The sequence below is a fragment of the Syntrophobacter fumaroxidans MPOB genome (assembly GCF_000014965.1).
Taxonomy (GTDB): Bacteria; Desulfobacterota; Syntrophobacteria; order Syntrophobacterales; family Syntrophobacteraceae; genus Syntrophobacter; species Syntrophobacter fumaroxidans.
The window spans coordinates 2,108,987-2,122,023 of the sequence record NC_008554.1; the positions used below are offsets into that span (position 1 = coordinate 2,108,987).

The following is a 13,037-nucleotide window of genomic DNA, read 5'->3' on the forward strand; positions in this document are numbered from 1 at the left end:
TCGCAGCGGGCATGCCGCACGGGCTAGACGACGTATTGAATCTGCAGGCGCTGGGCGGCATCGGCATCGTTGATGGCCAGAGCGTCCGACATTCCAATGGGGAGCGATGTGGAACGGCCGAGCGGCGCCACGATCTTTTTCAGCTCCATATCGAAGCTCAGGAAAACGTCCACCACGCGTTCGGCCACCTTCTCGGGATCGATGCGCCGGTAGAGCCTCGGGTCCTGGGAAGTGATGCCCTTGGGACACAAACCGACGTTGCACACGTTGCAGCGATCCGATTCCGACCCGACGCAGCCTGCGGCTGCCTGCATGATGTACTTGCCGCACTGGACGCCGCTCGCCCCCAGCATGATGAGGGCGGCCGCGTTTGCCGCCAGCTTGCCGTTCTTGCCCACGCCGCCGCCGGCAAAGAGTGGAATCTCGTTCTGTCTGCCCAGTTTCACCAGGTTGAGATAGCAGTCGCGGATATTGCTCGCGATGGGATGTCCCATGTGGTCCATCGAGATGTTGTATGCGGCCCCGGTCCCTCCGTCTTCGCCGTCGATGGCAAGGCCCCCGGCATACTGGTTTCGGGTCAGGTTGTTAAGGACCGCCAGGGCCGTCGAGGTCCCCGAGATCTTCGGGTAGACGGGGACGCGGAAACCCCAGGCCATGTACATGGACTGGATCATCTTGGCCACCGCTTCCTCGATGGAATACTTGGTCTGGTGGGTCGGCGGGCTCGGCAGGCTCACTCCGGGCGGCACGCCGCGAATGGCGGCGATGAGCTTGTTCACCTTGTACCACATCAGCAGCCCGCCGTCCCCGGGTTTCGCCCCCTGGCCGTACTTGATCTCCACGGCACAGGGGTCTTCCTTCATGTGCGGCAGGGCGTGCACGATTTCGTCCCAACCGAAGTAGCCGCTGGCGATCTGGAGGATCACGTACTTGAGAAAACGGGACCTCAGCAGCCGCGGAGGGCACCCGCCCTCGCCGGTACACATACGAACCGGCATGCCGATCTCTTCGTTGAGGTAGGCGATACCCATCTGCAAGCCTTCCCACATGTTGGGGGAAAGCGCGCCGAAGGACATGCCGCCGATGATGAGCGGATAGATCTCACGCACGGGGGGGATCCATCCCTGTTCCCTGTAGAGCCTCAGATTCTCCTCGGGCGGCAGGACCCTGCCCAGCAGGGTGCGCAGCTCGAATTCGTGCCGCCCGGCGTCGAGCGCCGGGTCCGTGAGCATCGAGATACGGATGAATTTGATCCGGTCCAGAACGCTGCCCCCGGCGAATTCGGGCACATTCCTGCGGCCGCCTCGACTGCGCGCCTGGCCGCCCCGATTGATGTGAAAGCGCAGCTTGTCCACCTCATCGCTCCGGTAGGGCGCGATGCAGTCATTGGGACAAACCAGGCTGCACGTGGCGCAACCCACGCATGCATAGGCCGGGTCGGTCTTCTGCCGGATGCCGTGGTAGACCTCGTACACGTTCGATCCGCCGCTGCCGGGCCCGATTTCGGCGAGCGCCGGGAGCCGGACCGATCGCTTCCGGTGCACCCCCAGTTCGATAGCGTGCACCGGGCACACCGCCGTGCAGCGGCCGCACAGCGTGCACTTGTCCTTCTCCCAGTGAATCTGCCACAGCAGGTCCTTGACGCTTAGAGTGGAAGGGGTAAGGGTTCCGTTTGAGAGCATATCTTGACCTCCGAACGATCGGGACGAATGATTGCGGTGTCCAGGTGCATGGGTTGAAAGTCTTTCTTCTTGTCGCGGTCCGGGATGGCGGCGTCAAGACCGCACATCTCCGAGGAGACGGCGTAGAGACCCGGGCGCCCGCCCACGACGGCCGGACGAAGCTTCTTGCGGTCCTGGACCACGAACAGGGTGTTGTCCGGCAGACATCCCATGACACAATTGGGACCGTCTATGATCAGCCTGCGGCACGAATGCTTGAGCTGCTTGAGGAGCGGGCCGTTTGGATGGCGCTCGAGGTCGTCGTCCTGCAACGGCGTGATGACGTGCTTGTACGCCTCCAGAGGCAATCCCAGTCGATTGAGCGTGAAATGAAGAATGTGCGTGAACACCTCCGAATCGGACTGGTACCCGATGTAACCCGGGAATCCGCGGGTGGAGAGGAATTCCCTGATGGGCACGAAAGCCGTGTTCTCGCCGTTGGTCATGGAAGCGATGCCCTGAATGAAAAAGGGATGGCAGGCGTAGAGATTGATGGCGTAGTTCGTGTTCTGACGCCCCTGAGCCAGGATCACCCGCGCCTGCAGCTCCTCCCGGTCCAGCCTCAGGTATTCCGCCACGGAGAGCGGATCCCCGAGTTCCTTGATCATGATGACATCCGGCCAGAAACTGTACACGATCATGTCCCCGGTTTCCTCTCCCATGCTGCGGAGTTGAATCCGGGTCATCAGCAACCGCTGCTGAAGCTCCCGATCGCTCAACCCCTCCCAGGCCTCCGGGTATTCATAGGCCCGGACCAGGTAGATGTCCCGCCTCGGGACTCCCGCGGGCGGATTCTTGGGAACCTTGATGGACAGTTTGTACTTGGTCATGAAGCCGAGGTTCATCATATATTGATCCAGGCGCTTCAACCCCTCGTTGGTGAAAATCCCCGAGAGGATGGGGGCGCCCTTCATTTCTTCCAGGGGACCGCCGAGATCGCTCATGAAGAGTCCCACACCCGAACCGTCGTGCCCCTCCCGCATCACATCCAGCGCCTTGACGGCCATGATGGGAGACTGAGGTTCCTCGCTGGTTACGGCAAACAATCGGCACATCGCACTCTCTTCTCCTTTTCCGAACCGCGGGAAGTCCTACCCTGAGGCGGGGGCGGTTCTCCAATATATCGACGAGGCCGCACTGCCCGGACATATTTGTCACCACAACGTCCGGTCCGTGTAATACGGCCGCCGCAAACGCACAGCTTTTTTTAAGAACATAAACGGCGCGGAAAAACAACGGGCTCTGTCGTGAAACCGTCTTCCCGCGCCGCACTCCGCCCGCGTTCCGTCCGGGCTGACCTCAAAATTCGCTATCCTACCGATCCGTCAAAGCATTGCAAGGCAAAAACGGCCCCCGCGACCCATCGAAAACGATATTTGAACCTCAACAACCGGTGTGACACAAAAATAACATACATACCGAAGACTTCCAGAAAGAATTTTGCACCCACGCAGACTTTTCCCACTTTCACAGCAAAATGACGATATTTCATCATTTTACTCAAATGACAGCATGACTCGCGCATTCCCTTTCGGCACGTCATGACAACGAACGTCGCAGCTCGACCATGCCTGCCCGGAATCACCGGACGTTTTTGTAACCTTTTGCCCCGATCGGCACACTATGGAACCAAAAGGATTCCCGGTGCCCCCGGGATGACCGGCCAGCCCAATGCGGCTCCGCGTAAGCATCCGGGCAGGACGCCACGGCCCACTTTCCCGGTGGACCCCGGCTGGGAAACGGACGGCGGGGCGATACCGGGTCTCCGGCAGCCAATGTCTCAGTGGGGACCGCTTCGCCTCCTCCTTCGGGTCGGCGGGCTCTTGGCACGGGCCTTGCTACCATTGAGAGCAACGGCTGTCGTATTGGATCGAATCGGATGTGACAGGATTTGACTAAGAAGGTGAAATATGGTTAGCTCGATTCAAGTGATTGTCGGTTGCATGGTCGCTCTGATCGGGTTGTATCAGGTCTCGACGGGTTCATTTCCGGCATGCGTTGCGGTCGTCGGCGGCGGTCTGCTGATCCTCGATGGAATCGACCGCCTGTGCCGGAGCGAGAAGTGATCACCCGGATCAAGGAGCGGAAGCCGGGAGCCTATCTCGGCGATTCCAAAACAGCGGGGATCGCATGCCTGTGTCGCGGTCCGCGCGGGACAATCGGCGAGTCTACTTTGCGGGGCTCGTCCCGTGGAATCCGGGTCAAGTGCCCGTGCAGAAAGGAATTCAGCGTCTTTTGCGAGAATCGACAACCATGCCGCTTCGAGGCCGGCGTTTACGACCTCCGTTTCCGGGGGACTCGAAATCGGCGCCCATTACTGAGGAGCCCGGCGAAGGCTTGCAGTTCCGAACCGATACGAAGGGGGTTCGCGAACGCGGCGGGATTGCCGGAGTCAAGCTCGATCCCGATAACCCTTCGGGATGGGAAGCATGCGTGAGTGTGAAGGTCAAGCGGACTCCACAACGGGAAGCCGGCGTCGAAACCTGCGACTCGGACTTCCCTTGCCCTCGCGTTTTCATTTCATGCCGTAGCGGCCTTTTACGGCGCTGAGCCCTCTTCTTTTTCGTTTACACGAACAGTCAAAACCGATAGGCTCACTTGCTGTGAGTGCTATGGAGCCCGCTGCAGGAGTGCTTGTGACAACGATAGATTTCAAGAAGCAGCACAAAGATCTATACAGGCCGCCCGCTGGCTGGCCCGTGCTTGTCGATGTTCCGGCGATGGTCTTCCTCATGGCCGACGGCCGGGGAGATCCCACCAAGACTCCGGAATTCGCCCGAACGGTTGAGACCCTGTTCGGTATTGCGTACAGCCTGAAGTCCACGTTCAAGAAGGCCGGAACCTTCCCGGACTTCGTTGTTCCTCCCCTGGAATGCCTTTGGTGGACGGATGATTCGTCTTCCTTCTCCTTTCGCGATCTGCATTCCTGGCGATGGACCCTGATGATCCGACAGCCCGAACACGTTGAACCCGTCATGGTCGCGGAAGCCCGAAAGCAGTTGATGGTGAAGAAAAAGGACCGTGCACTCCCGGATGTCAGGCTGGAGGCTTGCGAGGAAGGACCGGCCGTACAGGCATTGCATGTCGGAGCCTACTGCGATGAGCATCGGACCATCGAGAAGATGCACGCCCTCATGATGGAGAACGGGTGGATCGCACGAGGAAAGCACCACGAAATATACTTGAACGATCCGCGCCGGACGGTACCCGAAAAACTGAAGACCATCCTTCGTCAGCCGATATCCCGGAATGAATGATTCGTCCACATTGTCCTCTCACGCCCCGCTCGGGCGGCGATCCGATCGATGAGCGGGCGCGGGTGTTGCGGAGTTCGAAAAACCATGTCGCAAACGCCTGGTCCCGGCAAGTCCATCGCCATCGACAAGCGCATCATTTTCGCCCTGGATGTGGAGTCTCCGAAAACAGCCCGGGAGTGGGTGAGGCGGCTGGAGGGAGATATCGGTTTCTACAAGGTCGGGCTGCAGCTGTTTCTCGCCGGAGGGTTCGGCATCATCGACTGGATCGTCAAGCGGGGCATGGAAGTGATGGTCGATCTCAAGTTCTTCGACGTGCCTCAGACCGTTGCTTCCGCGGTATCCCAACTCAGGGACAGGGGCATCTCCCTGACGACCGTCCATGGAAACGACGCCATCCTCGAAGCGGCGGTGACGGCCGGATACGACGTCAAGATCCTGGCGGTGACCGTTCTGACCAGCCTGGATGAAGGCGATCTACGGGATCTCGGTTTTCAATGCTCTCCCGAAGAGCTTGTCCTGTCCAGGGCGCGACGGGCACTCCGGATCGGTTGCGCCGGCGTGGTGTCTTCCGGCCTGGAAGCATCCCGGCTCAGACACGAGCTGGGCGACAGATTCCTGGTGGTCGTTCCGGGAGTCAGGCCGGTGGCCAACCGGGCGGACGATCAGAAACGCGTGGTGGACGTGCGCGCGGCATTTCTGAACGGTGCGGACTACATCGTCGTCGGCAGGCCCATCCGCCAGGCCGCGAACCCGCATGAGCTCGTGGCGGGCATGAAGGTTTCCATTAAAGAAGCTCTGGAGGCGCGCGAGGCGGGAGGTTGACCCTGTCTTCGCACGCAGGAGGCGCATTGTTCGATCACGCTCGCCTTTGTCGGCATCGACCCGGCCGCGACCTTGGCGAAGAGCCGGTGCTCGCGGCAACGGCGTCGACGGGTAAATTTCGATCCTTCAATTCCGACCCCGGATTCCGATCATGATTGCTCTTGAGATCAACGGGACTCGCTATCAAGTGGATATCAATCCCGAAGTGCCCTTGCTGTGGGTGCTCAGAAACCATCTGCGGCTGACGGGAACGAAGTACGGGTGCGGCATCGGGGAATGCGGCTGCTGCACGGTCCATGTCGACGGGCGGGCCGAGCGCTCCTGCATGATCCCGGCGGGCAAGGTCGAGGGGAGGAGGATCACCACCATCGAGGGGCTTTCGGAGAATCATCCGCTGAAGAAGGCCTGGCTGGAAGTTCAGGTCCCCCAGTGCGGCTACTGCCAGCCCGGACAGATCATGCAGGCGGCGGCGTTGCTCGGCGAGAACCCGGACCCGAACGACGAGGAGATCGGTCGCGCCATGAGCGGGAATCTCTGCCGTTGCGGAACGTATCCCCGCATTCTTCGAGCCATCCGCAAAGCTGCGGGAGGCAGGGGAATGCCATGACCGCCACGATCTCCCGACGCGAATTCCTGCGGAAAACGCTTGCCGGAGCCGGCTTTGCAGTGGCCGTCTCGCTGAAGCCGTTCGTCTGTGAGGTCTGGCCTCAGCAACGGCGCGCGCGGGAGGAGGTCGAGATCTTCAGCCCCGCCGCCTGGGTACAGGTCACTTCCGACAACCTGGTGACGGTCATCGTGAACAAGTCTGAAATGGGCCAGGGCGTGACGACGAGCCTGCCAATGATCGTTGCCGAGGAGCTCGATGCCGATTGGGACCAGGTGCGGTTCGAGATCGCTCCCGCCCGGGAACGGTACCTCGATCCCGTGTCCGGACGGCAGTATACGGGTGGAAGCACCAGTGTCCGCCAAATGATCGCGCCTCTCCGGACCGCGGGCGCAATCGCCCGTGAGATGTTGCTGCGGGCCGCCGCCGAGACGTGGAAAGTGCCCGCCGCTTCCTGCGCGGTCGTCAAAGGCACGGTCAGGCACCAGGTGAGCGGCCGCAGCCTGACCTTCGGCGAGCTCTGCAGGCAGGCCGCCCGGTTGCCCGTGCCGAGGCAACCCGCAATCAAGTCCAAATCCCCGCAAAGAATCGTCGGCTCCTCAGTTTCGCGTCTGGACATCCTCGACAAGATTGAAGGTTCCGCCGTGTTCGGCATGGACGTCTTCGTCAACGACATGCTCCACGCCAGCATCGCCCGCCCTCCGGCATTCGGAGCAAAACCCCTGGCCTTCGACCGCGAAGCGGCCGGGAAAGTGCGCGGAGTGCGGCAAGTCGTCCCGATGGAACGCGGGATCGCCGTTTGCGCCGATCATCTGCATCAGGCCTGGGCCGGGAAAAAGGCTTTGAACGTCAGGTGGAGCAGGGGGTCCCACCCCGAACTGAACACCGCGGGCGTGGAAAACCGTCTTCTCCCCCTCCTCAACAAACCGGGAGCAACCGCGCATTCCACGGGCGACTGCGGTCCGGCCCTCGGCGCCGCATCCAGAAAGCTCAGGGCACACTACACCCTTCCCTTCCTTGCCCACGCGACAATGGAGCCCATGAACTGCACCGCTCACGTCCGCGCAGAGGGCTGCGACATCTGGGCGCCCGTTCAAGATCAGACCGGCGCCGTCGATACTGCTTGCGCCATAACGGGTCTGCGCCCCGACCAGGTTCTCGTCTATACGACCTACCTGGGAGGCGCCTTCGGCAGAAGGCTCGAAACGGACTTCGTTGCAGAAGCGGTGCAGCTGTCCAAGGTTGTTCAAAAGCCGGTGAAAGTCGTATGGACCCGGGAAGAAGACCTGCAAAATGATTTCTACCGCCCGGCCTGTGCCTGCCGCATTGAAGCGGGCCTGGACGCGGGCGGGCATATTGCGGCCTGGAGGCACAAGATCGCCGCTTCTTCGATCCTCGAACGGATCGCTCCCGATCAGGTTTCGGACGGCGTGGATCCGTTCGCTGTCCAGGGCCTGACTGATATGCCCTATGAAATCCCCAATCTCGAAGTGGAGTACGTCAAAGCCGATCTTCCTGTACCGGTCGGCTTCTGGAGGTCGGCGGGCTATTCGTACAATACGTTCGCGGTCGAAAGCTTCATGGATGAGCTCGCCCGCGCCGCGGGGAAGGATCCCGTTGAATTTCGGCTTGCCCATCTGAAGAAAAACGCCCGCGCCACACGCCTGATCGAAGAGCTCGTCAAGAGCTCCGGGTGGGGGCGGCATCCCCGGAAAGGGATTGGAAAGGGGTTCGCCTATCATTCATCGCACGGCACTCACGTGGCCCAGGTGGCCGAAGTGGCCGCCGATGAAAAGAAGGGCGCCTTGAAAATCCTCAAGGTCACCTGCGCCGTGGACTGCGGCACGGTCATCAGCCCGGACGCGGTGGCGGCCCAGATGGAAGGCGGCATTATTTTCGGTTTGAGCGCGGCGTTGAAAGAAGAGGTCGAATTCACGAACGGCGGTGTGGCAAGCCACAATTTCTCCGGATACGAGATCCTCGCAGCCGATGAAACCCCGGAAATCGAAATACTCATGCTCCCTTCCGGCGGCACTCTGGGCGGCATCGGAGCGGTCGGCGTCCCGGCCGTGGCTCCGGCCATCGCCAACGCCGCGTTCAACCTGACCGGGTCGAGGATCAGGAAGCTTCCGCTCAGGGCGCGCGGCGCGCGGGGACGCGCGCGCGCGAAGAATCCGTGAAAGGGGGCGGAAATCGCCGCCGTGCCCCTCGGGAACGCCCGTGTCATTCACATGCGCAGAGAGCAGGAGAATCGGACGTCATGGAAGTGTTTTCCCGCAGCAACCCGTATCGGGGACCCGTCAAGGGAGTGGTCCTCGATTGGGCAGGAACCACCGTCGACTATGGCTGCATCGGCCCGCTGTCCGTCTTTGTGGAAGTCTTCAGGCACAATTGGGTCGAAGTGACCATCGAAGAAGCCCGCGCCCCCATGGGACTGTCCAGGGAGGACCACCTGCGGGCCATGTGCCGCGCGGAATCCGTGGCCCGGAAATGGGAGGACGTGCATGGGGCGCCTCCTTCCGAAATGGACATCGGGAATATGGCTCGGATGGTCGAGGCGCATCTGGCCTACACCATCGCGCAGCACGCGGACCTCATCCCCGGGGTGGTCGAGGCCGTGGAAGCCTTACGCGGGCAGGGAATCAGAATCGGTTCCAGCACCGGCTACACATCCGATATGATGGATATGCTGGTGCCGGCCGTGGAGGAAAACGGGTACCGGCCCGATAGTATCGTGTGCGCTTCCGATGTGCCGGCAGGGCGGCCTTTCCCATGGATGTGCTATCAGAACGCCATCAATCTCGAGGTCTATCCCATGGCGGCGATGGTGAAGATCGGCGACACGGTGGCGGACATCCGGGAGGGGCTGAACGCCGGCATGTGGACCATCGGCCTGACCCTGACCGGAAATGAGCTGGGACTCAGCGAGGAGGAAGTGGCCGCCATGGACCCCGAGGAGCTTCGCCGGCGGATGGACAACATCGAGCAGCGATTCCGCAATGCCGGAGCGCACTTCGTCGCGCAAGGGCTCCGGGACTGCCCGGCCGTTATCCGCGACATCAACGAACTGCTCGCGGGGGGCGAGCGACCGTGATCTTTCTTCCGGCGGAGTATGCGCCTTCCGCGGGCGGACGGGCGATCAACCGTTTCATTTCACAGTGGAACTCGGAGATGGAGTTAACTTTATGAAAATACTACAGATACCGGTTGGATTCATGCAGGTTTTCTGTTACCTGGTCTACGATGAGGTGAGCGGGGAAGGAATACTGATCGATCCCGCGGGGGACGAGGACGGCCTGATCCAGCTTCTCAAGGAGAAGGGCGTAAAGCTTCGTTACGTGGTGAACACCCACGGTCACCCGGACCACACTTGTGGTAACGGGAAGATCATCGATGCGACCGGTGCGAAGGTGGTCATGCACACCCTCGACGACCAGTATTTTCAGCGTCCCGAAAGCAAGGGATTCGCTCGCATGATGGGGTTCCAGCCGGCCCCTCCGGCGGATGTACGGGTTGAAGACGGAGATGAGCTCACTTTCGGCAACCTCACCATGAAATTCATCAACACTCCCGGTCACACCCCCGGGTCTTGCTGCGTGCTGATCGACGGGAACCTCTTCACCGGCGACACGCTTTTTGTCGGAGCTGTGGGCCGAACCGATCTGCCGGGCGGTTCCTTCGGGGAGTTGATCCAGTCGCTGAAGACGAAGATCGTCACGCTGCCTCCGGACACCGTTGTCTGGCCCGGTCACGATTACGGGGACCGCCCCTTCTCGACCGTTAAGCACGAGATGAAGACGAACCCTTACATCACCGACTTCATGGACTGAGAAGGCCGGCTCCTCCTTGAATGCAACACCCCGGAAGGCTCGAAGCATATGCATGAAGAACGCCTGGCAATCTTCCAATCCACGTTCAAGTCGCGACTGGGCTGGGTCGTGCTGGCCTCGACCGCCCGCGGGGTCTGCCTGCTGCATCTTTTCGGAGGCGACAAACCGCTTGAAAAGGACGTCGAAAACCTCATTTTGCGGGCATATCCGAACGGATCGGTCAGATCCTCCCCTCTTCCGCCGCTGCTCGCCGCGGCGCGTGATGCCGTGAGCGCCTATCTCGAACAAGGCGTCCCCCTGCCTCCGATTGCCCTCGACCTGCCGGGAGGTACCCCCTTCCAGCAGACAGTCTGGGCGGAGCTTCAATCGATTCCTTTCGGCGAAACCCGGACCTACGGAGAGATTGCCCGAAGAATCGGTCGGCGTCAGGCTTCCAGGGCCGTGGGACAGGCTTGCGGCAGAAACCCCGCGGCAATCATCGTTCCCTGCCATCGGGTGCTCGGGGCCGGAGGCCGCCTTGGCGGATATTCCGGGGGGCTGGAGATCAAGAAGGCCCTGCTGGACATAGAACGTCACGGCCGTCAGGCGTGAACCGCATCGCGTTCCGGGGAACGCGATTCTATTGCCTTGACATTCGGTGCAGCACGAGCATTATGTTGCCGAAAACTTGTTCTGGTGCTTTTTTCCCTGCGAAAACGGAGGATCGGCGTTGAAAGAGAAAAGTCTGAGAAGGAAAGATCAGATCATCCCCCCGAAAGGAAAGCTGGGCGTTCTGATCCCCGGGGTTGGAGGCGCGGTGAGCACGACCTTCATCGCCGGCGTGGAACTGGTACGGAGGGGCCTTGCAGAGCCCATCGGCTCTCTCACCCAGTTGGGAACCATCAGGCTGGGAAAACGGTTTGAACATCGCGCCCCGAAAATCAAGGAATTCGTTCCTCTGACGGATCCCGGCCAACTCGTGTTCGGAGGCTGGGACCTGTACGAAGCCAACGGCTTCGAGGCGGCGATGTACGCGCGCGTGTTGAGCCGCGATCACCTGGAGTCCATCAAGGATTATCTCACCGGCATCGTGCCCATGAAGGCCGTTTTCGACCGGCGGTTCGTGCGCAACCTGGATGGAACTCACATCAAGAAGGGCAACAGTCTGCGCAAACACGTGGAAGCGTTGAAAGAGGACATCGGGCAGTTCAAGGCCGCCAACGGCCTCGAGCGCTGTATCATGATCTGGTGTGGTTCCACCGAGATCCATCTCAAGCAGGAAGCCATCCACCAGTCCATTGACGCCCTTCAGCGCGCCATCGACGCAAACGACTCCCGGATTCCTCCCAGCATGCTGTATGCGGTGGCAGCCCTGGAATGCGGCGTTCCGTTCATCAACGGCGCCCCCAACCTCACCCTCGACATTCCTGCCATGCTGGAGCTGGCCGAACAGGCGAACGTTCCCATCGCCGGCAAAGATTTCAAGACCGGCCAGACACTGATGAAGACCATCCTCGCGCCGGGCTTGAAGTCCCGCATGCTGGGGCTCGAAGGCTGGTATTCCACCAACATCCTCGGGAACCGCGACGGCCTGGTGCTCGACGACAAGGATTCCTTCAAGACCAAGGAGGAGAGCAAGCTCTCCGTGCTCGAATACATCCTGCAGCCGCACCTCTATCCCACCCTGTACAAGAATTATTATCACAAGGTCACCATCAACTACTACCCGCCCCGGGGGGACAACAAGGAAGGCTGGGACTGCATCGACATCTTCGGATGGCTTGGCTACCCCATGCAGATCAAGGTGGATTTCCTTTGCCGGGACAGCATCCTGGCCGCACCGCTCATCCTGGACCTGGTGCTCCTCACCGACCTAGCCCAGAGAGTCGGCATGAACGGCATTCAGGAGTGGCTCTCCTTTTACTTCAAGAGCCCGATGCACAAGGAGAGCCTCTACCCGGAACACGACATTTTCATCCAGTCCATGAAGCTGAAGAACACGCTGCGGTATCTGATGGGCGAGGAACAGATCACCCATTTCGGCCTGGACTATTATTTGAACGGCGAAGAGCGATAGTCGGTCCCGCGCTTTCGTTCCGCCGCAGGGAGACCCCGGTTCAATCCGTGGCGGGGAATTCCGGATCGAGCATTCCGAGTCCCCCGAGTCGCATTTGAGCCCGGGCGGTCCGGTTTTTCCGCCCTGAGCGTCTCCCCTGCCCGCTTCCACGGGAAGGGGCGGCATCGCAGGAGCCTCCCGGCGGCGGCGCCCGGCGCGTCCCTTTGCAATGAAAGTGAGCACTCCCATGAAGAAACACCGGCACGACTTTGTGGAGACCTACGACGGCATCGTCGCCTTTGGGTTCTCGCGGGAAGTGGACGAAAAATCCCTGATCTACTATCTGCAGAAGTTTTCTGAAGACGAATTCGCCGCCAGGCTTGTGCCGCGGCTTTCCGACGAGGAGATCAACCGGATTTTCGAGCTCATCGGTTCCATCATGCGTAAACACATTACGGATGAGGAATACCATAGCCTGTTTCTGAAGGACGAATCGCACGAGCACTGAGGTCCAGGTTACCTGGAAAACGCACTCCAGGGTGAGCCTGTTTTCATGCTTCGCGGGTGAAGCGCAGCATCATGGACAATTCCGTTCAGAGTGGGTGCGTTGAACGGGCGGGCATAAAGCCCGCCCCTTGCTATGTTGGCTGCGACGGCAGGGGCAAGGGCATTGGGTCCCTGGGCTGCGCTGCGATTGGCACGCCATTGCTACGCGGCTCTGATGGCCGAATCAGGGGCCTCAGGACCGTGGGCTGCGCCGTCGCGCAT

At 60.8% G+C, this 13,037-nt stretch carries 12 protein-coding genes; 10 read left to right on the top strand and 2 right to left on the bottom strand.

What is annotated here, in order from left to right:
• Window positions 1–23 precede the first annotated feature (23 nt).
• Window positions 24–1,682, bottom strand: a complete 1,659-nt coding sequence (locus tag SFUM_RS08910) for a glutamate synthase-related protein (protein WP_011698581.1) — start codon at window positions 1,680–1,682, stop codon at window positions 24–26.
• Window positions 1,646–2,776 (bottom strand): class II glutamine amidotransferase, encoded by a 1,131-nt coding sequence (locus SFUM_RS08915; protein ID WP_011698582.1) that lies wholly within the window; start codon window positions 2,774–2,776, stop codon window positions 1,646–1,648. The genes SFUM_RS08910 and SFUM_RS08915 overlap by 37 nt, the downstream gene beginning before the upstream one ends.
• 855 nt (window positions 2,777–3,631) lie before the next feature.
• Between SFUM_RS08915 and SFUM_RS23120 the strand changes: the two genes are divergently transcribed.
• The 10 genes from SFUM_RS23120 (at window position 3,632) to SFUM_RS08965 (ending at window position 12,777) form a co-directional block, all read left to right on the top strand.
• A complete protein-coding gene (locus SFUM_RS23120; protein WP_153307208.1) occupies window positions 3,632–3,787 on the top strand; it encodes a hypothetical protein in 156 nt (51 codons plus the stop codon).
• Window positions 3,788–4,357: 570 nt separating this feature from the next.
• The gene (locus tag SFUM_RS08925; RefSeq protein ID WP_086014326.1) at window positions 4,358–4,978 is read left to right on the top strand and encodes a GyrI-like domain-containing protein; all 621 of its coding nucleotides are present in this window, start codon (window positions 4,358–4,360) and stop codon (window positions 4,976–4,978) included.
• A gap of 84 nt (window positions 4,979–5,062) precedes the next feature.
• Window positions 5,063–5,800, top strand: a complete 738-nt coding sequence (gene pyrF, locus SFUM_RS08930) for an orotidine-5'-phosphate decarboxylase (protein WP_011698585.1) — start codon at window positions 5,063–5,065, stop codon at window positions 5,798–5,800.
• A gap of 151 nt (window positions 5,801–5,951) precedes the next feature.
• Window positions 5,952–6,407, top strand: a complete 456-nt coding sequence (locus SFUM_RS08935; RefSeq protein WP_011698586.1) for a (2Fe-2S)-binding protein — start codon at window positions 5,952–5,954, stop codon at window positions 6,405–6,407.
• On the top strand, window positions 6,404–8,584 hold the full coding sequence (locus SFUM_RS08940) for a xanthine dehydrogenase family protein molybdopterin-binding subunit (RefSeq protein ID WP_011698587.1): 2,181 nt from the start codon (window positions 6,404–6,406) through the stop codon (window positions 8,582–8,584). Before SFUM_RS08935 ends, SFUM_RS08940 begins: the two co-directional genes overlap by 4 nt.
• A gap of 80 nt (window positions 8,585–8,664) precedes the next feature.
• Window positions 8,665–9,498, top strand: a complete 834-nt coding sequence (gene phnX, locus SFUM_RS08945) for a phosphonoacetaldehyde hydrolase (protein ID WP_011698588.1) — start codon at window positions 8,665–8,667, stop codon at window positions 9,496–9,498.
• A 91-nt stretch (window positions 9,499–9,589) separates the two neighbouring features.
• Window positions 9,590–10,234 carry an MBL fold metallo-hydrolase gene (locus SFUM_RS08950; protein WP_011698589.1) on the top strand — a complete coding sequence of 215 codons (645 nt, stop codon included), beginning with the start codon at window positions 9,590–9,592 and terminating at the stop codon, window positions 10,232–10,234.
• A gap of 48 nt (window positions 10,235–10,282) precedes the next feature.
• Window positions 10,283–10,825 (top strand): methylated-DNA--[protein]-cysteine S-methyltransferase, encoded by a 543-nt coding sequence (locus SFUM_RS23925; protein WP_011698590.1) that lies wholly within the window; start codon window positions 10,283–10,285, stop codon window positions 10,823–10,825.
• A 118-nt stretch (window positions 10,826–10,943) separates the two neighbouring features.
• Window positions 10,944–12,290, top strand: coding sequence for an inositol-3-phosphate synthase (locus SFUM_RS08960; protein ID WP_011698591.1), 1,347 nt, complete (start codon window positions 10,944–10,946; stop codon window positions 12,288–12,290).
• A gap of 226 nt (window positions 12,291–12,516) precedes the next feature.
• Window positions 12,517–12,777: a hypothetical protein gene (locus SFUM_RS08965; protein ID WP_011698592.1), complete on the top strand. Its 261-nt coding sequence runs from the start codon at window positions 12,517–12,519 to the stop codon at window positions 12,775–12,777.
• The last annotated feature ends 260 nt before the right edge of the window (window positions 12,778–13,037 follow it).